This window comes from Sinorhizobium psoraleae, assembly GCF_013283645.1.
Lineage (GTDB): Bacteria > Pseudomonadota > Alphaproteobacteria > Rhizobiales > Rhizobiaceae > Sinorhizobium > Sinorhizobium psoraleae.
Map to the genome: position 1 here is coordinate 262,328 of NZ_JABEKV010000001.1, position 21,267 is coordinate 283,594.

At 61.4% G+C, this 21,267-nt stretch carries 20 protein-coding genes, 1 tRNA gene and 1 riboswitch; of the genes, 14 read left to right on the forward strand and 7 right to left on the reverse strand.

The genetic code is table 11. The features are described 5' to 3' along the window. Window positions 1–8 precede the first annotated feature (8 nt). From ILFOPFJJ_RS01115 to ILFOPFJJ_RS01135, 5 genes are all read left to right on the forward strand, one after another. Window positions 9–389, forward strand: a complete 381-nt coding sequence (locus tag ILFOPFJJ_RS01115) for a RidA family protein (RefSeq protein WP_173508751.1) — start codon at window positions 9–11, stop codon at window positions 387–389. A 47-nt stretch (window positions 390–436) separates the two neighbouring features. Then, window positions 437–1,276, forward strand: a complete 840-nt coding sequence (locus ILFOPFJJ_RS01120) for an AAA family ATPase (RefSeq protein ID WP_173508752.1) — start codon at window positions 437–439, stop codon at window positions 1,274–1,276. A gap of 77 nt (window positions 1,277–1,353) precedes the next feature. Then, window positions 1,354–1,431: riboswitch (SAM riboswitch) on the forward strand. A gap of 59 nt (window positions 1,432–1,490) precedes the next feature. After that, window positions 1,491–2,414, forward strand: coding sequence for a homoserine O-acetyltransferase MetA (metA, locus tag ILFOPFJJ_RS01125; protein WP_173508753.1), 924 nt, complete (start codon window positions 1,491–1,493; stop codon window positions 2,412–2,414). A gap of 6 nt (window positions 2,415–2,420) precedes the next feature. Continuing rightward, window positions 2,421–3,605, forward strand: coding sequence for a vWA domain-containing protein (locus ILFOPFJJ_RS01130; RefSeq protein ID WP_173508754.1), 1,185 nt, complete (start codon window positions 2,421–2,423; stop codon window positions 3,603–3,605). Between the two features lie 331 nt (window positions 3,606–3,936). Continuing rightward, window positions 3,937–4,953, forward strand: coding sequence for an aldose epimerase family protein (locus ILFOPFJJ_RS01135; RefSeq protein ID WP_173510116.1), 1,017 nt, complete (start codon window positions 3,937–3,939; stop codon window positions 4,951–4,953). Window positions 4,954–5,066: 113 nt separating this feature from the next. On the opposite strand, the gene ILFOPFJJ_RS01140 is transcribed toward ILFOPFJJ_RS01135, so the two are convergent. Beyond that, a tRNA-Gly gene (locus ILFOPFJJ_RS01140) sits at window positions 5,067–5,141 on the reverse strand. A gap of 254 nt (window positions 5,142–5,395) precedes the next feature. On the opposite strand from ILFOPFJJ_RS01140, the gene ILFOPFJJ_RS01145 reads away from it, so the two are divergent. From ILFOPFJJ_RS01145 to ILFOPFJJ_RS01160, 4 genes are all read left to right on the forward strand, one after another. Next, window positions 5,396–5,905, forward strand: a complete 510-nt coding sequence (locus tag ILFOPFJJ_RS01145) for a prolyl-tRNA synthetase associated domain-containing protein (protein ID WP_173508755.1) — start codon at window positions 5,396–5,398, stop codon at window positions 5,903–5,905. A gap of 58 nt (window positions 5,906–5,963) precedes the next feature. Then, window positions 5,964–6,941, forward strand: coding sequence for a thioredoxin (gene trxA, locus ILFOPFJJ_RS01150; protein ID WP_173508756.1), 978 nt, complete (start codon window positions 5,964–5,966; stop codon window positions 6,939–6,941). A gap of 119 nt (window positions 6,942–7,060) precedes the next feature. Then, window positions 7,061–7,741 (forward strand): LON peptidase substrate-binding domain-containing protein, encoded by a 681-nt coding sequence (locus tag ILFOPFJJ_RS01155; protein WP_173508757.1) that lies wholly within the window; start codon window positions 7,061–7,063, stop codon window positions 7,739–7,741. A gap of 10 nt (window positions 7,742–7,751) precedes the next feature. Then, on the forward strand, window positions 7,752–7,940 hold the full coding sequence (locus ILFOPFJJ_RS01160; RefSeq protein WP_136505413.1) for a Trm112 family protein: 189 nt from the start codon (window positions 7,752–7,754) through the stop codon (window positions 7,938–7,940). A 112-nt stretch (window positions 7,941–8,052) separates the two neighbouring features. Here the strand turns inward: ILFOPFJJ_RS01160 and ILFOPFJJ_RS01165 are convergent, their stop codons facing one another. Further along, window positions 8,053–8,487, reverse strand: coding sequence for a metallopeptidase family protein (locus tag ILFOPFJJ_RS01165; RefSeq protein WP_173508758.1), 435 nt, complete (start codon window positions 8,485–8,487; stop codon window positions 8,053–8,055). Window positions 8,488–8,654: 167 nt separating this feature from the next. Here ILFOPFJJ_RS01165 and ILFOPFJJ_RS34895 point away from each other — a divergent pair, with 167 nt between their 5' ends. From ILFOPFJJ_RS34895 to bfr, 5 genes are all read left to right on the forward strand, one after another. Beyond that, entirely contained in the window at window positions 8,655–9,608 is a 954-nt protein-coding gene (locus ILFOPFJJ_RS34895) for an ImuA family protein (protein WP_246299437.1), read from the forward strand. Further along, entirely contained in the window at window positions 9,559–11,064 is a 1,506-nt protein-coding gene (locus tag ILFOPFJJ_RS01170) for a DUF6504 family protein (RefSeq protein ID WP_312032676.1), read from the forward strand. Before ILFOPFJJ_RS34895 ends, ILFOPFJJ_RS01170 begins: the two co-directional genes overlap by 50 nt. Continuing rightward, on the forward strand, window positions 11,061–14,414 hold the full coding sequence (locus ILFOPFJJ_RS01175) for an error-prone DNA polymerase (RefSeq protein ID WP_173508760.1): 3,354 nt from the start codon (window positions 11,061–11,063) through the stop codon (window positions 14,412–14,414). The genes ILFOPFJJ_RS01170 and ILFOPFJJ_RS01175 overlap by 4 nt, the downstream gene beginning before the upstream one ends. Window positions 14,415–14,703: 289 nt before the next feature. Continuing rightward, window positions 14,704–15,015, forward strand: coding sequence for a (2Fe-2S)-binding protein (locus ILFOPFJJ_RS01180; protein ID WP_173510117.1), 312 nt, complete (start codon window positions 14,704–14,706; stop codon window positions 15,013–15,015). Then, entirely contained in the window at window positions 14,981–15,466 is a 486-nt protein-coding gene (gene bfr / locus ILFOPFJJ_RS01185) for a bacterioferritin (protein ID WP_173508761.1), read from the forward strand. Before ILFOPFJJ_RS01180 ends, bfr begins: the two co-directional genes overlap by 35 nt. Window positions 15,467–15,635: 169 nt before the next feature. On the opposite strand, the gene ILFOPFJJ_RS01190 is transcribed toward bfr, so the two are convergent. From ILFOPFJJ_RS01190 to rlmH, 5 genes are all read right to left on the reverse strand, one after another. Further along, window positions 15,636–16,163 (reverse strand): RNA pyrophosphohydrolase, encoded by a 528-nt coding sequence (locus ILFOPFJJ_RS01190; protein WP_173508762.1) that lies wholly within the window; start codon window positions 16,161–16,163, stop codon window positions 15,636–15,638. A gap of 220 nt (window positions 16,164–16,383) precedes the next feature. Then, on the reverse strand, window positions 16,384–17,601 hold the full coding sequence (locus ILFOPFJJ_RS01195) for a divergent polysaccharide deacetylase family protein (protein ID WP_173508763.1): 1,218 nt from the start codon (window positions 17,599–17,601) through the stop codon (window positions 16,384–16,386). Window positions 17,602–17,849: 248 nt separating this feature from the next. Then, a complete protein-coding gene (locus tag ILFOPFJJ_RS01200; RefSeq protein WP_173508764.1) occupies window positions 17,850–19,172 on the reverse strand; it encodes a S41 family peptidase in 1,323 nt (440 codons plus the stop codon). Beyond that, complete coding sequence (locus ILFOPFJJ_RS01205; RefSeq protein ID WP_173508765.1) at window positions 19,162–20,595, reverse strand: murein hydrolase activator EnvC family protein; 1,434 nt, start codon at window positions 20,593–20,595, stop codon at window positions 19,162–19,164. Before ILFOPFJJ_RS01205 ends, ILFOPFJJ_RS01200 begins: the two co-directional genes overlap by 11 nt. Window positions 20,596–20,718: 123 nt before the next feature. After that, window positions 20,719–21,201, reverse strand: coding sequence for a 23S rRNA (pseudouridine(1915)-N(3))-methyltransferase RlmH (gene rlmH / locus ILFOPFJJ_RS01210; protein ID WP_173508766.1), 483 nt, complete (start codon window positions 21,199–21,201; stop codon window positions 20,719–20,721). Between the last annotated feature and the right edge of the window lie 66 nt (window positions 21,202–21,267).

Genomic DNA, 21,267 nt, shown 5'->3' on the forward strand with positions numbered 1-21,267 from the left:
CAGCGCCCATGACGCGCAAGCTCATCTCTTCCGGTTCCCCTTTCGAGAAGACGGCAGGCTACTCGCGTGCCGTCGTCAAAGGGGACTGGTGCTTCGTCTCCGGGACGACCGGCTACGACTATGCCACCATGGCCATGCCGGAGACGGTGGAGGAACAGGCGCGCAATTGCCTGAGGACGATCGAGGGCGCCTTGAAGGAGGCCGGGTTCTCGCTTTCGGACGTTGTGCGCAACCACTACTATGTCACCGACGCCGGCTTCGCCGACCGGGTCTTCCCGATCTTCGGCGAGGTGTTCGGCGACATCCGCCCGGCGGCGACGATGATCGTCTGCGATCTCATCCGCCCGGAAATGCTGATCGAGATCGAGGTCACGGCGTTTCGCGGGTAGGGTCGGTCCTCTCCAGCCGCCGTTCAGCGTAGACCGAAGAGAAGCTCATGCAGTTCGAAGGCACCGCCGACTACATCGCCGACAAGGACCTGATGATCGCCGTCAATGCGGCAATCCGGCTGGAGCGTCCGCTACTCGTCAAGGGCGAGCCAGGCACCGGCAAGACCGAACTCGCCCGCCAGATCGCCGCCGCCCTCGGCCTCGAGCTCATCGAGTGGAACGTCAAGTCGACCACAAAGGCACAGCAGGGGCTTTACGAATATGATGCCGTCTCGCGGCTGCGCGACAGCCAGCTCGGCGATGCCCGCGTCAACGACGTGAAGAACTACATCCGCAAAGGCAAGCTCTGGCAGGCCTTCGAGGCGCCGCGGAAGACCGTGCTCCTGATCGACGAGATCGACAAGGCGGATATCGAGTTCCCGAACGACCTCTTGCAGGAACTCGACCGGATGGAGTTCCATGTCTACGAGACCGGCGAGACCATCCACGCGCGGCACCGGCCGATCGTCATCATCACCTCCAACAACGAGAAGGAACTGCCGGACGCCTTTTTGCGCCGCTGCTTCTTCCATTATATTCGCTTCCCCGACGCCGAAACGCTCGCCCGCATCGTCGAGGTGCACTATCCGGGTATCCGCAAGACGCTGCTTTCGGCGGCGCTCAACGCCTTCTACGGCATCCGCGAGGTGCCGGGGCTGAAGAAGAAACCCTCGACATCCGAAGCGCTCGACTGGATCAGGCTGCTCGTCGCCGACGAGATCGATCCGGCGGACCTGCGTGCCGATCCGAAATCGATGCTGCCGAAACTGCACGGAGCGCTTTTGAAGAACGAGCAGGACGCGCATCTCTTCGAGCGGCTGGCCTTCATGACGCGACGCGACGGGTGAGGCCTGCATCGGCTACGATTTAAGGAAACATGCAGTAGAATCGTTTTTCGTTGACCGGGCGCCACGCGTCGCGTTATCAAACGATCCGTGGTGATTTGGCCGGCCGGCTTGCAGCCACGTTAAAGAAATCGCTAAAGGGCCGAGGAGAACGGATTTCCGAGGACCGGTCGCGATGATTTCGCCGCCGGTTTTTTTGTATTGATCGAGTGGACCCATGCCCATCAAGATTCCCGATACGCTACCCGCCTTCGAAACCCTCGTGCATGAGGGCGTGCGGGTGATGACCGAGACCGTGGCGATCCGTCAGGACATCCGCCCGCTTCAGATCGGGCTCCTGAATCTCATGCCGAACAAGGTCAAGACCGAGATCCAGATGGCGCGGCTGATCGGCGCCTCGCCGCTGCAGGTGGAATTGTCGCTGGTCCGGGTCGGCGGCCACCGGGCGAAGAACACCTCCGAGGATCACTTGCTCGCCTTTTACGAGACCTGGGAAGAGGTGAAGGGGCGCAAGTTCGACGGCTTCATTATCACCGGCGCGCCGGTCGAGACGCTCGAATACGAGGACGTGACCTATTGGGAGGAGCTGAAGCGCATCTTCGACTGGACGGAGACGAACGTGCATTCGACGCTGAACGTCTGCTGGGGCGCGATGGCAGCGATCTACCATTTCCACGGCGTTCCGAAACATCCGCTCAAGGAAAAAGCATTCGGCGTCTACCGTCACCAGAACCTGAAACCGTCCTCGGTCTACCTGAACGGTTTTTCAGATGATTTTGCCGTTCCGGTTTCGCGCTGGACCGAGGTGCGCCGAGCTGACATCGACCGCGTGCAGGAGCTGGAGATCCTGATGGAATCGAAGGAGATGGGCGTCTGCCTCGTGCACGAAAAGAAAGGCAACCGGCTCTACATGTTCAACCACGTGGAGTATGATTCGACCTCCTTGTCGGACGAATATTTCCGCGACGTAGATGCCGGCGTGCCGATCAAGTTGCCGCACGATTATTTCCCGCACAACGACTCGAGCCTGCCGCCGCAGAACCGCTGGCGCAGCCACGCGCATCTCTTCTTCGGCAACTGGATCAACGAGATGTATCAGACGACTCCCTACGAGTTGGAGAAGATCGGCACGGGAGACTGAAGCCGGATGTTCATCCCCTTCTTCCTCGAATTGAAGGCCGCGAAAATCCCGGTGACGCTCCGGGAATTCCTGTCGCTGATCGAAGGAATGGAGACGGGGATCGCGATCTTCGACGTCGAGGCCTTCTATTTCCTCGCCCGTGCTGCGCTCGTGAAAGACGAGCGCCATATCGACCGGTTCGACAGGGTGTTCCGGCATTGTTTTGCCGGGCTCGATGCGGTTTCCCCGTCGGAAACATTTGGCGAAGCGACCATTCCCGAGGAATGGTTGAAAAAGCTCGCCGAGAAATACCTGACCGAGGAGGAGAAGAAGCTTGTCGAGGCGCTCGGTGGTTTCGACAAGCTGATCGAAACGCTGCGCCAGCGGCTTGCTGAGCAGAGCGGCCGTCACCAGGGCGGCTCGAAATGGATCGGTACCTCCGGCACCTCGCCTTTCGGCGCCTATGGCTACAATCCGGAAGGGGTGAGGATCGGCCAGGAGGGCTCGCGCCATCGACGCGCGGTCAAGGTCTGGGACCGGCGCGAATTCAAGGACTATGACGACACGGTCGAGCTTGGCACGCGCAACATCAAGGTGGCGCTGAAGCGGCTCCGTCGCTGGGTGCGTGAGGGCGCTGCAGAGGAGCTCGACCTTTCGGGCACGATCCGCTCCACCGCCGAGCACGGCTATCTCGATGTGGTGACGCGGCCGGAGCGGCGCAACGCGGTCAAGCTCTTGATGTTCTTCGATGTCGGCGGATCGATGGACGACCATATTCGCGTCGTCGAGGAACTCTTCTCGGCCGTCCGCAGCGAATTCCGGCACATGGATTATTTCTACTTCCACAATTGCGTCTACGAAGGGCTGTGGAAGGACAATCGCCGCCGCCGCGCCGATATCACCCGCACGGCCGAACTGCTGCGCACCTTCGGCGGTGATTACCGCGCCATCTTCGTCGGCGATGCCTCGATGAGCCCCTACGAGATCAGCCATCCGGGCGGCTCGGTCGAACACTGGAACGACGAGGCCGGCGCGCTCTGGCTTGAGCGGATCACCGCGCATTTCCCGCGCTCCGTCTGGCTCAATCCCGTTCCCGAGGAGCATTGGCGCCACACCCAATCGATCGCCATGATCCGCGCGCTTTTCGGCGAGCGGATGTTCCCGATGACGCTTGCCGGGCTGCAGGCGGCGACGAAGGAATTGTCGCGTTGAATCGCCCACGGCTCGGTGCGCACTTTCGAACATGCATGCTTGCCGTGTCTGAAGGAAAGGGGACATGCTGCAATTTCAAAGTGCTACGGCGCCTTTGCGCGTCTGACGCGCGGCGCTGAAGGTCGCTGGAGCACTCGATTTCTGCGTGATTTTGTTCCTGGATCCAAAGGAATCCTGCGGCGGAAAAGTATGACTTTACGGGTTGCCGCGCCGCCGGAAATGACGCAGGTTGTCGCCGGCTTGGAGCGGGGCCGAAGAAAAGGTATGCGGTTTGCCAATCAGAATCGATCGCCGCTATTTTGGTTGATCAAGAGGGGAGAATAAGATGGGAATGCCTGCGAGCACGGAAATCTTCGGGCATCTCGCCTCCGGTGAACCGGTCCACCGCGTGACTCTCGCCGGCGGCGGCCTGACGGCGAAGGTGATTACCTGGGGCGCGGTCATCCAGGACCTGCGGCTCGAAGGGCATCAGCCGCCTCTGGTTTTGGGTTTCGAGGATTTCGACAGCTATCCTGCGCATTCGTCCTATTTCGGCGCTACCCCCGGGCGCAACGCCAACCGCATCGGCGGCGGACGCTTCACGCTCGACGGCAAGGCCTATCAACTCGAGCTCAACGAAAAGGGCGTGACCCACCTCCATGGCGGCAGCGACAATATCGCCAAGCGCAACTGGACGATCGTCGACGTCGCAGAGGACCGAGTGACGCTCAGGATCACTGATCCGGAGGGGCGGGCCGGCTATCCCGGAAACTGCACGGTCACCTGCACCTACGCGCTGCGGCCGGGCGGCATATTGAACGTCGTCTACGAAACCGAGGCCGACGCGCCGACTCTCGCCAATGTCTGCCAGCACAGCTACTTCAATCTCGACGGCGGCGACGACGCGCTCGACCATGACATCATGATCGCCGCCGACCACTATCTGCCGACGGACGAGCGGCAGGTGCCGACGGGCGAGATCCGGCCCGTCGCCGGCACCGCCTTCGACCTGACCGAAATGACCCCGATGCGGCGGCAGATGGAAGGCGAGAACAGCCCTTTCGACCACAATTTCTGCCTCTCGCCGGAACGGATGCAGAAACGCTCCGTGGCGCTGGTGCGCAGCATCAATTCCGGCGTCTCACTGGAAGTGCTGACCACCGAACCCGGCATACAGCTCTATACCGGAGTCAAGCTGAACGTGCCGGTGCCGGGACTGGAAGGCCGCCACTACGGCCCCTACGCGGGCTTCTGCCTCGAAACCCAGATCTGGCCCGACGCCATCAACCACGAGGGTTTCCCGAACGCGGTGCTCAGGCCGGGCGAAACGCTACGCCAGGAAACGGACTATGTTTTCATGAAGAGCTGAGGGAAGCGGGTGCCCAAAATCGGAGAACCGAGCAGCGTGCATTTGCAGGTTGCGCGAGCATGACCCAGCGATAGCAGGTCGAAAATCAAAAAGGAATGAAGTGGTTGGGAAACTGGAGCGGGTGAGGCGATTCGAACGCCCGACCCCAACCTTGGCAAGGTTGTGCTCTACCCCTGAGCTACACCCGCTCATCAACCGCGGTCCGGGGGTAGTCGGTGGACCGTGGTGCCGCCCCGTCTTGCGGCGACGGGCGCTATATGGCCTAAGCCTTTTTCAAATGCAACAGGGAAATGACGCAAATGCGAAGAATTTTTTCGGCATCATGCCAAAAGCCCGGAAATGCCGCGTTTTCCTTTGCTCGCCGCCGCCCTTGAGATTGCGGAGCGCGCCTCTTCTCCGTAAAGCAGGGCGAAAAATCGCCACGACAGGAAGGATCTGGAGCATGAGCGAGGCGCAGCCGAAAACCGCGGAAGACCTGTTCCGCTTTCTCGACGAGCTTGGTATCGAACACAGGACGAAGCGACACGCACCGGTATTCACCGTCGCCGAATCGGTGGCGCTGCGCGATGAAATTCCCGGCGGACATACAAAGAACCTGTTCGTGAAGGATAAGAAGGACAATTATTTCCTGCTGACCGTCGAGGAGCACGCGACGGTGGACCTGAAGACCGTCCATCAGACCATCGGCGCGGCGAGCAAGGTCTCCTTCGGCAAGCCGGAAAAGCTGATGGAATATCTGGGCGTCATCCCCGGCGCAGTGACCGCCTTCGGGGCGATCAACGACACCGGCGGCCATGTGAAGATCATTCTCGACGAAGCGCTGATGGCGTTCGACTCGATCAATTGCCATCCGCTTTCGAATGACCAGACGACCTCGATCGCGTCGAAGGACATGCTGCGCTTCATGGAAGCGACCGGACATGAGCCGCTTGTCTTGAAAGTGACGACCTGACATACGATCTTTGGCGCGAATGCATGAAGTCGGACGACAAGTCCGCGAGGAGAGAAGAATGAGCGGTAGCGACAATCCCTATGCCGGATCCTTCGGCAACCAGATGACGGCTTCGGCTTCGTTCGGCGGCCAGCCGGCGCCGAAAGTGGCAGCCGCGGGCGATCTGATCAAGGAGACGACCACCGCTACCTTCTCCCGTGACGTGCTCGAAGCTTCGCGCCAGCAGCCGGTTCTCGTCGACTTCTGGGCTCCCTGGTGCGGTCCCTGCAAGCAGCTGACCCCGGTGATCGAAAAGGTCGTGACCGAGGCTGCCGGCCGGGTGAAACTCGTCAAGATGAACATCGACGACCATCCCTCGATCGCCGGCCAACTCGGCATCCAGTCGATCCCCGCCGTCATTGCCTTTGTCGGCGGACGCCCGGTCGATGGCTTCATGGGCGCCGTTCCCGAAAGCCAGATCCGGCAGTTCATCGACCGCATCGCTGGGCCGGCCGTGAGCGACGGCAAGGCTGAGATCGAAGCCGCGCTTACCGATGCCAAGGCACTGCTCGATGCCGGTGAGGCGGAAAACGCGGCCGGCCTCTACGGCGCCGTGCTGCAGGCGGAGCCGGAAAATGCCACCGCCATTGCCGGCATGGTCGAATGCATGATCGCGCTCGGACAGCTTGCCGAGGCGCGCCAGGCGCTTTCGGAACTGCCGGAGGAGCTCGCAAAGGACGCGGCCGTCGGCGCCGTGTCGAAGAAGCTCGACCAGATCGAAGAGGCACGCAAGCTCGGCGACCCGACGGCGCTCGAGCATCAGCTGGCGCTCAATCCGGATGACCACGCGGCGCGGCTGAAGCTTGCCAAGATCCGCAATGTCGAAGGCGACAGGGACGCCGCGGCTGAACACCTGCTGTTGATCATGAAGCGCGACCGCAGCTTCGAAGACGACGGCGCACGGCGCGAACTCCTGGGCTTCTTCGAAGTCTGGGGACCCAAGGATCCGGCGACAGTCGCCGCGCGGCGCAAGCTTTCATCGATTCTTTTCTCTTAAGCGGCAAGACTGCAGCAGGATCCGTGTGTTTCTCCCTTGAGATTTTCGAGGGACGCACCATTTCTTGAGCGGTGGCCCGCGCCTGGCGCGGCAAGCCGGTATCTGCAAGGTCCAACGGAATGCATGTCGGAAATGCGCGCTATCTCGGTCCTAAGGACTTGCCGGAGATTATTCCGGTATTTCCGCTGACGGGCGCCCTCCTGCTTCCCGGCGCGCAGCTCCCGCTCAATATTTTCGAACCGCGCTATCTTGCGATGTTCGATGACGCGCTCGCCGGCAATCGCCTGATCGGCATTGTCCAGCCTTCCTTCTCCGAGGGGCGGAACGATATCGACTCCTCGCCCGTGCCGGCGCTCTGTCAGGTCGGCTGCATCGGGCGGATCACGTCCTTCGCGGAAACGGGCGACGGGCGCTACATCACGTCGCTCACCGGCGTCTGCCGCTATCGGCTCTTCGCCGAGGTCGCCGGTTGTCGCGGCTACCGCCGCTTCCGCATCGGTCCCTTCGCAACCGACCTCGAAAACCCGGACGACGAGAGCCTTGTCGACCGCGAGGCGCTGCTTGCCGCCTTCAGGGCCTATCTCGATGCCAACAAGCTGGAAGCGGATTGGGAAAGCGTGGAACGGGCGAGCAACCGCACGCTCGTCAATTCCATGGCGATGATGTCGCCTTACGGCCCGGCGGAAAAGCAGGCGCTGCTCGAAGCCCCCGACCTCAAGACGCGCGCCGAAACGCTGATCGCGATCACCGAGATCGTGCTTGCCCGCAATTTCGGCGACCTCGACAACATCCTGCAGTAAGTGGCAAAGCATGGATATCAATGCCAGCAAGGTCGATCCGAAACTCCTCGAACTGCTCGTCTGCCCGCTGACGAAGGGGCGGCTGAGCTATGACGCCGAAGCGCAGGAGCTGATTTCCGAAAAGGCGCGCCTCGCTTATCCGATACGCGACGGGGTTCCGATCATGCTCGTGTCGGAGGCACGCAAGCTCGAAGATTAGCGTGCTTAAGGCAACAGGCGGATCAAGCCATAATGCTCCATCAGCACCTTCTCCCCGCATGCGGGGGAAGGTGGCCGGCAGGCCGGATGATGGGCAGCAGAAGACCGTTGCTCTAACCGCCCACGTGTTCCACGCTTGCCTCGATCCGCTCCATGTCGTCGTCGGAAAGGCCGAAATGGTGGCCGATCTCGTGGATCAGCACATGGGTGATGATGTCGCCCAGCGTTTCCTCGTTTTCCGCCCAATAGTCGAGGATCGGACGGCGATAGAGCGTGATCCGGTTCGGAAACTGGCCGGTCTCCATAGTGAAGCGTTCGCCGATTCCGCGGCCTTCGAACAGCCCAAGCAGGTCGAAAGGCGTTTCAAGCGCCATGTCTTCGAAGACGTCGTCGCTCGGAAAATCGGCGACTTCGATAACGAGGTCGGTCGTCAGCTTGCGGAATTCCTCCGGCAGATGGCTATAGGCTTCAAGCGCAAGCAGTTCGAATGTGCTGAGCGTCGGTGCGTGGCGTTCCCGCCAATCATCGGTCTGGTCAATGCGGGCCATGGGCACTCCTTGTTGCCCTCATATAACGATTTCGCCTTTGTTTTTCGAGTGTTGAATTCGGTTCAGGCAGGGATCAGGAATAAATTCTTAAACTTGGTTGTTGACTCTTGCGGCAGGCTCTGGAATCCATAAGAACATAACATGAACATCTGGTGGAGCCGACCGTCATGGCCGAGAAAGCCGTGCAGCGGGAAACCGTTCTTTCCCTCCGCGAAACCATAGCGCAGATTGAAAACCGCCGGCTGCCGGGAATCGTGCGTGCAGCCAAGGCGGCCGATCCTGCCGGTTTCCGCCGCAAGAGGGGGGAGGCGCCCCGCAACAAGGTCCTGCCCCTTGGCGTCCCTGAGCTTGATGACGTGCTCGACGGCGGACTGCCGCTCGAAGGCATGACGGAAATCCGCAATGCCGAAACGCGCGATGCGGGTGCTGCCGCCGGCTTCGTGACGGCGCTTGCGGTGCTTTGTCAGCGAATGAAGAAGGAGAAGGGGCATCTCGCGCCGATCCTGTGGATCAGCCAGACCCTTGCCTCTCGCGAGGCCGGGCTTCCATACGCACCGGGCCTCAAGTCCTATGGGCTCGACATCGAGCGTTTCCTGTTCGTTTCGGTACGCACGGTCAAGGATGCGCTCTGGATTGCCGAAGCGGCTCTTTCGGTGCCGGTCTTTGCGGCCGTCATTCTGGAAATCCGCGGCAATCCCGACTGTCTCGCCTTGAGCGAGAGCAGGCGCCTGCATGTAAGGGCCCGGACGGGCGGAGTGCCTCTTCTCGTCTTCCGGCAGGCGGGCGAGGAGGAGGCAAGCAGTGCCTTCTTCCGGCTTCAGATCAAACCGGCATTTGCGGGCGAGCGACCGCTTCCGGACGGTTCGATGCTTTGCGGCAGCATCGGCCATCCAGCCTTTCACGTCCTTGTCGAAAAAAGCAGGGCTTACGCTTCTGCTGATATCTTTCTGGAATGGAATGCCCATGACCGCCGCTTCTACCCCATCGAGCAGCACCAGTCCGTCGCTCCTCCGGCAGACGGGCAACCAGCGAATTCTGTCGATCCATTTTCCGCATCTGTCGGCCGATCGAGTGGCGCGGATTCGATGGGGCGCCTCCTGGCTTTCGCACGGGCGTCCTGATCATCCGCCCGTCGTTTTTGCCGCCAAGATCGACAATGCCATGCGGCTCGTCGCGCTGGACACGCTTGCCGAGCGGGTGGGTATGAAGCGGGGCCAGGGGGCGGCGGAGGCCCGCGCTATGTGCCCGTCGCTCGACGTGATCATTGATGACCCGCCGGCGGATCGGGCCTTTCTGGAGGGGCTTGCCGACTGGTGCGATCGCTATACGCCGCTGGTCGCGCTCGATGGAACGGATGGCTTGTTCCTCGACATCACCGGCTGCGCCCATCTTCACGGCGGCGAGAAGGCGCTTGTCGACGATGTGCTTTCGCGCCTCTTCCTGCTCGGCATCGAGGCGCGGGCGGTGATCTCCTCCTCTGCCGGTCTTTCCTGGGCGGTTGCCCGCTATGGCGATGCTGCCGTCATCCGGCCCGAGGATGCCGAAAGGGTTCTCGCGCCCTTGCCGGTCGCCGCGTTGCGCCTGCCGGCGGAAACCACCGCCCTGCTCGAGCGGGTCGGGCTGAAGCAAGTCGGTGATCTTCTTCAGGCGCCGCGCGCGCCTCTGGCCCGCCGCTTCGGCCCTTCTCTTCTCCTGCGGCTCGATCAGGCGAGAGGCCACGAGGACGAGCCTCTCTCACCTCGTCTCCCCGTGCCGAGTTTTTCCGCCGAACGCCGGCTTGCCGAGCCGCTTCAGGAAGAAGAGCACATTCTTGAACTGGCACGCCATCTTTCCAACGATGTCCGCCTCTCCCTGGAGCGACATGGCGAAGGCGGGCGGCTGTTTGAGCTTCTCCTCATTCGCATCGATGGCCGGGTATTCCGCGTTCAGGCGCATGCAGCCGTCCCCTTGAACGATGCCGATCGGATCGCGGCTCTCTTTCGCGAGCGATTGCAGGCGGTTCATGATGACCTTGATGCCGGATATGGTTTCGAGATCCTCCGGCTTTCGGTCCTTAGAAGCGAAAGGCTCGATCCTGCCCAAGAGGATTTTTCCGGAATTCCCGATGAAAGCCAGCCGCTGGCCGCCTTCGCCGACAAGCTATGTGCGCGCTTCGGGCCGGATTGCCTGACGTTTGCGACCCTTGCCGAAAGCCATCTGCCGGAACGCTCCGGCGGATTTGCTCCCTTGACGGATGTCGCGGCGGTCATGGAACCTCGACCGGTCGATGAAAAAGCCTGTCCCGAAAACCGCCCGCTCCGGATTTTCACGCATCCTGAACTTGTCGAAGCGACGGCCGAAGTACCCGAGGGCGCGCCGCGCAGCTTCAACTGGCGCAAGACCCAGTATCGCGTCGCCCGCGCCGAGGGGCCGGAGCGGATCGCCGCCGAATGGTGGATCGATGGGGAGGACCATCCCACGCGCGATTACTTCCGGGTCGAGGATCAGGAAGGCCGCCGTTTCTGGCTGTTCCGCGAGGGCCTTTACGGACGGGAGACCTCCTCGCCCCGCTGGTTCATGCACGGAGTTTTCGCATGAGCGCGGATCCTGTCTTCTACGAGCTTGGCGCGCGCACGAATTTCTCCTTTCTTGAAGGAGCCGCGCCGGCGGAGGAAATGATCGTCTTCGCCAAGAAGGTCGGGCTTGCCGGCCTCGGCATCGCCGATCGCAACAGCGTCGCGGGGGTCGTTCGGGCCCATGCCAAGGCAAAGGTGGAGGGCTATCCTTTCCAGCCGGGCGCCCGTCTGGTTTTTGCCGACGGCACGCCGGATATCCTTGCCTATCCGAGAAACCGGAGGGGGTGGGGGCATCTGTGCCGCCTGCTCAGCACCGGAAACCTGCGCTCGAAGAAGGGTGACTGCACGCTTTATCTCGCGGATCTTTTGGAGTGGCAGGAGGATCTTTCGCTCATCGTCATGCAAGGCGAGGGACGACCGGCGCCCGAAACTATAGAAGCGCTCCTGGAGAAATTGCAGCAGCATGCGGGCAACAGGCTCTATCTCGGAATGACGCCGCGTTACGACGGCTTCGACCGGCATGATTTCGCCGTTCTTGCCACACTCGCCCGGAAGAGCGGTGTCCGGCTTCTGGCCACCAATGACGCGCTCTATCACGATCCGCAGTACAGGCCGCTGGCGGATGTCGTCACCGCCATTCGGGAACATGTGACGATCGAGAGCGCCGGCTTCCTTCTTCAGAAGAATGCCGAGAGGCACCTGAAGGGACCGAAGGAAATGGCCCGGCTCTTCAGCGATTATCCCGAGGCGATCGACAATGCGCGCAAATTCTTCAAGCAACTCGCCTTCAATCTCGACGAGCTCAGCCACCAATATCCGGACGAAAACACCAAAGGCGAGACGCCGGCGCAAACCTTGAGGCGGCTTGTCGACGAAGGCGCGGAAGAACGTTATCCCGCCGGCGTGCCGGAAAAGGTGAAGCGGCAGATCGAATACGAGCTGGAACTCATCAACGACAAGAAATACGAGCCTTATTTTCTGACCGTCCATAAGCTGGTGAAGTTTGCCCGCAGTGAGAAAATTCTTTGTCAGGGGCGGGGGTCCGCGGCCAATTCGTCGGTCTGTTTCTGTCTCGGCATCACCGAGGTCGACCCGCAAAAGTTCACGCTCCTATTCGACCGGTTCCTGTCGCGCGATCGCGACGAGCCGCCCGATATCGATGTCGACTTCGAGCACGAGCGTCGCGAAGAGGTCATCCAATATATCTATAGAACCTACGGCAGGGAGCATGCCGGTCTGACTGCCGCGGTCATCAGCTATAGGTCGCGCTCCGCCGGGCGCGAAGTCGCCAAGGCGTTCGGTCTTTCGGAGGATGTCCAGTCCGCTCTCGTCAGTTCGATCTGGGGCTGGGGAGCCTCGCCCTTCACGGAGCAGCAGGCGAAGGGTGCGGGTCTCGATGCGTCGGAGCCGCTCACCAAGCGCGTTCTTGGCTACGCCAGCCTGCTCATGAACTTTCCGCGGCACCTGTCGCAGCATGTCGGCGGCTTCGTGATCACCCGCGACAGGCTCGACGAGGTGGTGCCGATCATGAACACGGCCATGCCCGACCGCTACATGATCGAATGGGACAAGGACGATCTCGACCAGCTGAAGATCCTCAAGGTCGACGTGTTGGCACTCGGCATGCTGACCTGCCTCGCCAAGGCCTTCAAGCTGCTGGAGGGGCATTACAGAGAGCCGAAAACGCTCGCCGAAATCTACGAGGATCATCAGGACCGCGTTTACGACATGATCTGCCGGGCCGATACGATCGGCGTCTTCCAGATCGAAAGCCGCGCGCAGATGAGCATGCTGCCCCGCCTCCAGCCGCGCGAAATGTATGATCTGGTGATCGAGGTCGCGATCGTTCGCCCGGGCCCTATCCAGGGCAACATGGTGCATCCCTATCTGAAACGACGCGAAGCACAGCGGGAAAGACAGGAGCCGGTCGAATATCCGAAACCGGAATTGAAGGCGGTCCTGGAAAGGACGCTCGGCGTGCCGTTGTTTCAGGAGCAGGCGATGCAGATCGCGATCACGGCCGCCGGTTTTTCACCCAGTGAAGCCGATCTCCTGCGCCGCGCCATGGCGACCTTCAAGCGGACCGGCACCATCCATACGTTCAAGCAGAAAATGATCGATGGCATGGTCAGGAATGGTTACGAGAAGGATTTTGCCGAGCGCTGCTTCAAGCAGATCGAAGGCTTCGGCGAATACGGTTTTCCCGAAAGCCATGCCGCCTCCTTCGCCTCCCTCGTCTATGCCTCGTCCTGGTTCAAGGCCTATTATCCGGATATCTTCTGCGCAGCACTCCTGAATTCGCAGCCGATGGGCTTCTATGCACCCGCACAGCTCGTGCGCGATGCCCGCGAACACGGGGTCAAGGTGCTGCCGGTCGACATCAATCACTCGAGCTGGGACGCTTTGCTCGAAGGTGGCGGCCCGTTCGACAGGAAGGCGATCCATCCGCGTCATGCCGAAATGAAGAATGTGATCAAGACGCAAAAGGCGGTCCGGCTCGGTTTCAGGCTGGTCAAGGGGCTAAGGCAAAAGGATATGGATGCGCTCGTTGCGCGCCGGGGTAGGGGATACCGCTCCATCCACGATCTCTGGATCCGCTCCGGGCTTACCCGCTCCGTTCTGGAGCGCCTTGCGGATGCGGACGCCTTCCGCTCCATCGGCCTCGACCGGCGCGGAGCTCTCTGGGCCGTGAAGGCCCTGGATGAGGCGTCGGCGGTCGAGCGCCTGCCGCTTTTCGATGGCGAGGGTTCTGCGGATCTGCGGGCCGAACCCGCAGTCACTCTGCCCGACATGCTTCCCGGGGAGCATGTGATCAACGACTACCGCTACCTGACGCTTTCGCTGAAAGCTCACCCTGTTTCCTTCATGCGGGGCGATTTCTCGCGAATGGGCATAGTTCCCAATCGCGATCTGGCTCAGACCGCAACAGGACGAAGGGTCACTGTCGCCGGCCTTGTGCTCGTTCGCCAGCGTCCGGGTTCTGCCAAGGGCGTCATCTTCATGACGATCGAGGACGAGACCGGCGTCGCCAACATCATCGTCTGGGAAAGAATGTTCGAGAAATACCGGGCGCAGGTCATGGGCTCGCGGCTTGTGAAGGTCCGTGGTCGCTTACAGAACGAAAGCGGTGTCATCCATGTGGTCGCGGAGCATGTCGAGGACATAACGCCCATGCTCGGCCTCTTGCGCAAGGAAGCACGGCGTTTCGGAGCCAACGACCGTACGGACGAGGCCTTGCGGCAGACGGCCGACGCCCGCGAAAAGAAAGCGCTTAAACAATTGCGCCTGGCCTTGCCCGCCCGCCCAAATCAGCACGTGGAAGCGACAAACGACGTGGCCGATGTCATGCCGAAAGGGCGCAACTTCCACTGAGCTTCGACGAGGCCGTATCGGTATCTTCTCGGTTTCCGGCAGGTTTGCGCCGTACCGATTACTCCTGTGTAAAAATGTCGCAGGCGGCTCGCCCGAAATTGCAAGTTCTGGAAGAAAAATCGCCTCCTTAGAATCGGCTAATGTAATGAAAATACGATGATTCTTGTCAAGTTTAGAACCAGTCTAATATTCCCTTCAACTTTACGGGGAGGAGTTTTTTCTTGACGGCAAATATCCTCTTTTGCTTTATGCGAGAAATCAGGGCGTTGCGTTTGATAGGCAAGACGAGATGCTGGTTTGCAGCTGCAATTTCATCACTGAAAAAGAGATCGAAGATACGATCATCAGCCTCCTCGACGAAGACTGTTGGCAGCTGATCGTTCCGGCAAAAGTCTATCACGCGATGGAAAAGCGCGGCCGTTGCTGCGGCTGCTTCCCGAACGTCGTCGACATCATCATCCGCACCACCGAGGAATATCACGCCCGTCGCGACTCGACGGAAGCCGAGATATTTGATTTCATGATCCGCCTAAAACAATTCCACGAGGAAAACCGGAGGGCGGATCTTGAAAGGCGACAAAAAGGTCATCGAGCAGCTTAACGAAGCGCTCTTTCTCGAACTCGGTGCCGTCAACCAGTATTGGCTGCATTACCGCCTCCTCGAAGACTGGGGTTACACGCTGCTTGCAAAAAAAGAGCGTGAGGAATCCATCGAGGAAATGCACCATGCCGACAAGCTCATCGACCGCATCATCTTCCTTGAGGGCCATCCAAACCTGCAGACGGTCGCGCCGCTGCGGATCGGGCAGAACGTCAAGGAAGTGCTGAAGGCCGACCTCGCCGGCGAGTATGATGCGCGCAAGGCCTACAAGAATTCCCGCGATGTCTGTCACGCGGCCGGCGACTATGTCTCGATGAAGCTCTTCGAGGAACTGCTCGCAGACGAGGAAGGCCATATCAACTTCCTCGAGTCGCAGCTTCAGCTGCTCGACACGATCGGCGAGGAGAAGTACGGGCAGCTCAACGCCGCCCCCGCCAACGAAGCCGAGTAAGCGTTGATCTTTCTCTGACGCAAGCGCCGCGCGCCCTTCAAAGGCGCGCGGCGCTTTTTCTTTACCGGTCGAACTGCGCCTCCCTCGCCTGGCCCGCCGCCCGCAGGCGGAAAGAAGGTTCCGGCAGCAGGATCAGCGGAGAAACGCGGGCGGAAAATCGCCCATTTCCTCAACGCACCAGATGGGAGAAGGCGGCAACGACTTCCTCATACACCTTGCGTTTGAAGGGCACGATCAAATGCGGCAATTCATGCATCGGCTTCCATTCCCAGGCATCGAATTCCGGATCGTGGCCACCGGGCGGTGGATTGATGGCGATTTCGCTTTCGTCGCCTTCGAAGCGGAAGGCATACCAGCGCTGTGTCTGCCCGCGATATCTGCCTTTAAGGCCGATCCCGATCAATTGCGGCGGCAGATCGTAGTTGATCCAGTTTGGGGCCTCCGCAAGCAGTGAGACAGAGTGAATGCCGGTCTCCTCGTAAAGCTCGCGGTAAGCGGCCTTGAGCGGATCCTCGCCCTCGTCGATCCCGCCCTGGGGCATCTGCCAGCGTTGCGGCGAGCCGTCATATTCCGAATTGCCGACGGCGATCCGGTGGCCCGCCCAGACGAGACCTTCGCGGTTCAGGACCATGACGCCGACGCAGCGCCGGTAGGGCAGGTCCCCCGCCTTGACCACCTTGCTCTTTTCCTTGCTCATACTGACTTCCTTTTTCCGCCCGCAGGGCTTTACCGGCCCGCATACCCGATGCGACGGCCATAGCGATCGCAGCGCCTACAGCGCCGCGCGTCTTATCAGACGCGCAAAGGTCGCTGTAGCTGAAATGCTGCATGTCTTGTCCTTGAATCGAAGTCGATTCAAAGAGACATGCAGTAGCAACCGCTCGAGCGGGAACGCTGCCTCTTTCGCCCCGCTTACCTCAATTTTGTTGCGGATCGTTGACGAGCGCCGAAACGCCGACGAATTCGATGCCGCGTCCGCCGGCTTCCTGCATCCATTCTGCGATCGCAGCCACGCTTTCCTCGAAGGCGGAGGCAACGCCGATCGCCGTGCCGTTGCGCCTCGCGATGCGCTCGAGCTCGTCGAGCTTACGCAGGATCGCGCTCCGGCTGAGTTCGCTGTCGACGATGAGATCGGCAAAACCGTGGGGCACGTCGAAGGCGCCGGCGAGTGTCCCCGAGAGCGATTGCGCCGACGTACCGTCGTCGAGAAAGAGCAGTCCGCGCTTGCCGATGTCGCGCATCACCGGCTCAAGCGCGTCGGCGTCGGAAAGGAAACGTCCGCCGAGATAGTTCATGATACCGGTGTAGTTGGTAATCTGGCCCATGCTCCGGTGCAGTTCGGCGAGGTTCTTCGTGGCGCTGAGAGAAACGCGCAGCGCACGCGGACCCGGATCATTGTCCGGATAGTCGAACGGCTCCATCGGTATCTGCAGCAGGATCTCGTGGCCGTCGCGTCTCGCGTCCTGCATCCAGCGCTGCAGGCTGTTGCCGGCGGCCGCGAGGCCGAGCGTCACCTCCGGCGGAAGACCTTGGATCGCCCGCTGCGTTCCGGTCTGGCTGAGGCCGAGGCCGCCGACGACGAGCGCGATGCGGGTGCCGCGTGCGCCGGACCAGGGGCGCGCGTATTGATCCATCGGTTTCAGCCCATCAGGACCGACGACAGGCAGCCGGCCCTGCGGGCCATCCTCCAGCAGGTCCTCGTTCGGCAGCGCCGCCATGCGCGGATCCTGGCCGCGAACAGCTCCGACATTGATAAATGCCGGGCCGTAGCTCTCGCGCGATCGCGGCGTGTACTTCGTCACTGTCGCCCCATCATTGGTCAGCACCTCTTCCACGTGAGCACCGGAAAGTGCAGCGTCCGGGCGAAGAGGGCTTTTTCGTCTTCCTGCGGCCTCAGTCCTTCCGGCCGTTGCGGATGTCTCTCCGGCGGAGACCGCGCCTTTCCCGGCGAGTTCCGGTGCCTCGGGCGCACGGGCGAGGTCGTCGGGAAACAAGGCGCTCCATGCGGAAAGCCCGACGACGGTGACGGCACAGAGGCTCACGAATGAATAGCCGAGGAGGATGCGGAGGTCGCGCCGACGCGCAGGCCTGACCTTCCGGTTCTGGCCAAGTGGGGCATTGAGATCGGTTCCCAAACGGAGCCTCGGTCGACGTGAAGGAAATTGCCTGTGAAGAATGCCGCTCACGAAGAATCATCGGATCCTCGCTGCTTTACCGCTGCATAATATAAAGGCGCCGGGTTGAACAGCCCGGCGCCCATGTTCACGAATTTCCTACAGCGCCATGCGTCTTTTCAGACGCACAAAAGGTCGCTGTAGCACCGTGAGCCACTGCATGTTCTCATCCTTAAATCGGCTCTGATTTAAGGAAACATGCAGCAGCCTTACTTCTTGAGCTCGGCCTGCTCCGGATTGGCCGGGAAGGTCGGATCCGTCTTCTTGCCACGCAGGAGATCGAGCGCGTAGTTGAGCTGAATATCGTCCTTGGCTTCCGGCGGGACGAAGGCGACAGAGCCCGAGCCCTCATCCGTCTCGTTCTGCCCCGGGATATGGCCGCGCAGGTCGGATTCGCCCTGTGCTTCCACCTTGCCCAGGAGTTCCGGCGGCAACGGCTGCTCGACCTTGATGTCCGGCGTGATGCCAGTGCCCTGGATCGACTTGCCGGAAGGCGTGTAATAGAGCGCTGTCGTCAGACGCAGCGCGCCGGCATCGCCGAGCGGAATGATCGTCTGAACCGACCCCTTGCCGAAGGAGCGGGTGCCGAGGACGGTGGCGCGCTTCAGATCCTGAAGGGCACCGGCAACGATTTCCGATGCTGATGCCGAACCGCCGTTGACGAGCACGATGACCGGCTTGCCGTCGGCGAGATCGCCCGGTGTCGCATTGAAGCGACGGGTCTCGTCGGGGTTGCGGCCGCGGGTCGAGACGACCTCGCCGCGCTCGAGGAAGGCGTCCGAAACATTGATCGCCTGGTCGAGCAGCCCGCCCGGATTGAGGCGCAAGTCGAGCACGAAGCCCTTCAGCTTGTCTGCCGGAACTTCCGACTTGATCTTCTCGATACCCTTCTTCAGGTCGTCGAAGGTCTTCTCGGTGAAGGAGATGACACGCAGGTAGCCAACGTCGCCTTCGGTGCGGAATTTCACCGCGCGAACGGCGATCACGTCGCGCACGATCGTCAGTTCGATCGGCTTTTCGGCGCCCTTGCGCAGAATGGTCAGCTTGATCGGCGTGCCGACGGCGCCGCGCATCTTGTCGACCGCTTCCTCGAGCTTCAGACCGCGAACGTCCTGACCGTCGATCTTCGAGATGAAGTCGCCGGCAAGCACGCCGGCGCGCGCAGCAGGCGTATCGTCGATCGGGCTCGTCACCTTGACGAGATCGTCTTCCATCGTGACTTCGATACCGAGACCGCCGAATTCACCGCGCGTCTGAGTGCGCATATCCTCGGCGTCTGTCGAGTTCATGTAACTCGAATGCGGATCGAGAGAGGAGAGCATGCCATTGATGGCATTCTCGATCAGTTTGTCGTCCTGCGGGGGCGTCACATATTGCGCCCGCACGCGCTCGAAAACATCGCCGAAGATCGCCAGTTCGCGGTACGTCGACGAATTGGCAGCCACGGCCGGAATGGTCGCCGAATAGACGACGCCCATCGCCGTCGCACCCATCAGCGCCCCGACCAGAACAAGTGAAGCTCTACGTATCATTTCGCGCCTTTCCAACCTCTGCTGCGGACCACCACGGTCGGGAATCAACCGGTTTTCCGTCTTTCCGGAATTCAATGTAAAGCGTTGGCCTGTCTGTTTCCAGCGCCAAGGCCGCTGCACTCGCCACTCTTTTTGCACCCATTGTAGCCAGCGGCTCCCCTGCCACGACGAACTGTCCCGGCCGGACACTGACGTTTTCCATTCCCGACAGAACGATATGGTACCCATCGCCGGGATTGAGAATGATCATCTGCCCGTAGCTGCGGAAACTTCCGGCGTAGACGATCCACCCGTCCGCCGGCGTGGTAACCAGTGCGCCTGCATTGGTTTCCAGCATGATGCCTTGCAGCGAATGCCCGGTGCCGTCGGCATCGCCAAACTGCCGCAGGAGCGCCCCCGCGACGGGATAGGCAAGCCTTTCCCGCAACTCCGAAAATACGTATGCGGGCGCAATGCGGTTTTTGTCGGGCACCGCGCTGCGGGCGAGTTCACGTGCGGCCTCCCGTTCTGCCTCGTTCATCCGCCGGCGCTCCTCTTCTTGCGCACGGGCCGCCTCGGCGGCTTCGCGTACGGAGGAGATCTCGTTCTCGAGCGACGAGATCAAGCCCTCGAGGTTGGTCGCCTGCGAGGCCAGCTCGCCTGCCTTGCGCTGCTCGGCCGCAAGTTCGTTCGCGTTCTGCTGTCGCAACTTTTCCTTTTCGGCCACCAGCATCGACATGCGACGCTCTTCCTCGACATTGGCCGTCATTGCCGCCGTCAATTCCTCTCGCTGCTTTCCGATGCCGCTGCGAATGTCCGCAAGCGCCTTCAGGTCGGCGACGAGACTATCGGTCTGTTCGCGTATCTCCGGCACGACGGCGCCGAGGAGGATTGCACTGCGAACGGAGGCCAGCGCGTCCTCCGGCGTGACCAGGATGGCCGGCGGCGGATTTCGCCCCATGCGCTGCAGGGCGGCCAGCACTTCGGCAAGCAAGCCGCGCCGGGCGCGAAGAGACAGCCGCACCACGTCCTCTTTCACGCGCAGGTCATTAAGCTTTTTTTCGCCGTCGGCAATCTGCTGCTCGAGTCCTCGCCGCTTGCTCGCTGAATCGACGATTGCCGCGCGCAGCGTTTCGTTGCTCTTGTCGATCTCGGCGATCGTTTGTTCGAGCGCCTCGGCGCGCTCGCGCGACAGCGTGATCGTCCTCGAGAGCGCTTCGAGCTCGCTGCGCGTGCTATCGCGCCGGAGCGCCAGACCGGCGGCGGGGTCCGGCGGTCCCTGTTCTTTCGAGGTCTCGGCGGGAGGCGCCTCGACGGCTGCATCCTGGGCAGTGGCCGGCGCGATCACGCCAAGCAGAAGGGTCAATGCCGCGACACCGCGTCCGACCCGCCGTGCGTCACGCACGGTCCACCCCAAATCGGCTCGTTTCTCTCGGCGCGTCATCCGGCCCGATACTTCCCTGCAAAAATAAGTGCGGAAACCCTAATCTGATTTGGCTGGAGCGACCAACACATAATCATGTTATCGCATGCCTGCGGACCTGCCCGGCAGCTCAAGCCAATTCAGTCAAGCGCGGTGATAGGGGTGGCCCGACAGGATCGTGACGGCGCGGTAGAGCTGTTCGGCGATGAGAATGCGCACGAGCTGGTGCGGCCAGGTCATCTTGCCAAGGCAAAGGATCGCGTCGGCGCGCGCATGCAGCGCCGGATCAAGGCCATCGGCGCCGCCGATCGCGATCGTCAGATCGCGTTTTCCGCTATCCCTGAAGGAGCCGAGCAGCGAAGCGAAAGCTTCCGAATCGATCGCCTTTCCGCGTTCATCTAGCAGCACAAGCAGGCTGCCGTCGGCGAGTACCTTTTCGAGCTGAGCAGCTTCCTCGCGCTTGCGCGTCTCCGCGTTCGCGGCCCGGCTTTCGCCCACTTCCACGACCCGGGCGAGCTCCAGGCCAACCGCCGGCCCCGCCTTGGCGAAGCGGTCGAGATAACGGCCCGCGAGGTCCTTTTCCGGGCCCGTCTTGAGACGGCCGACTGCGAAGAGCCCGATACGCACGACCCGACCATCCCCACCGGTGCCAGATCGATCCTGCGATCCGACTGGCAAAACCACTCTCGCCGC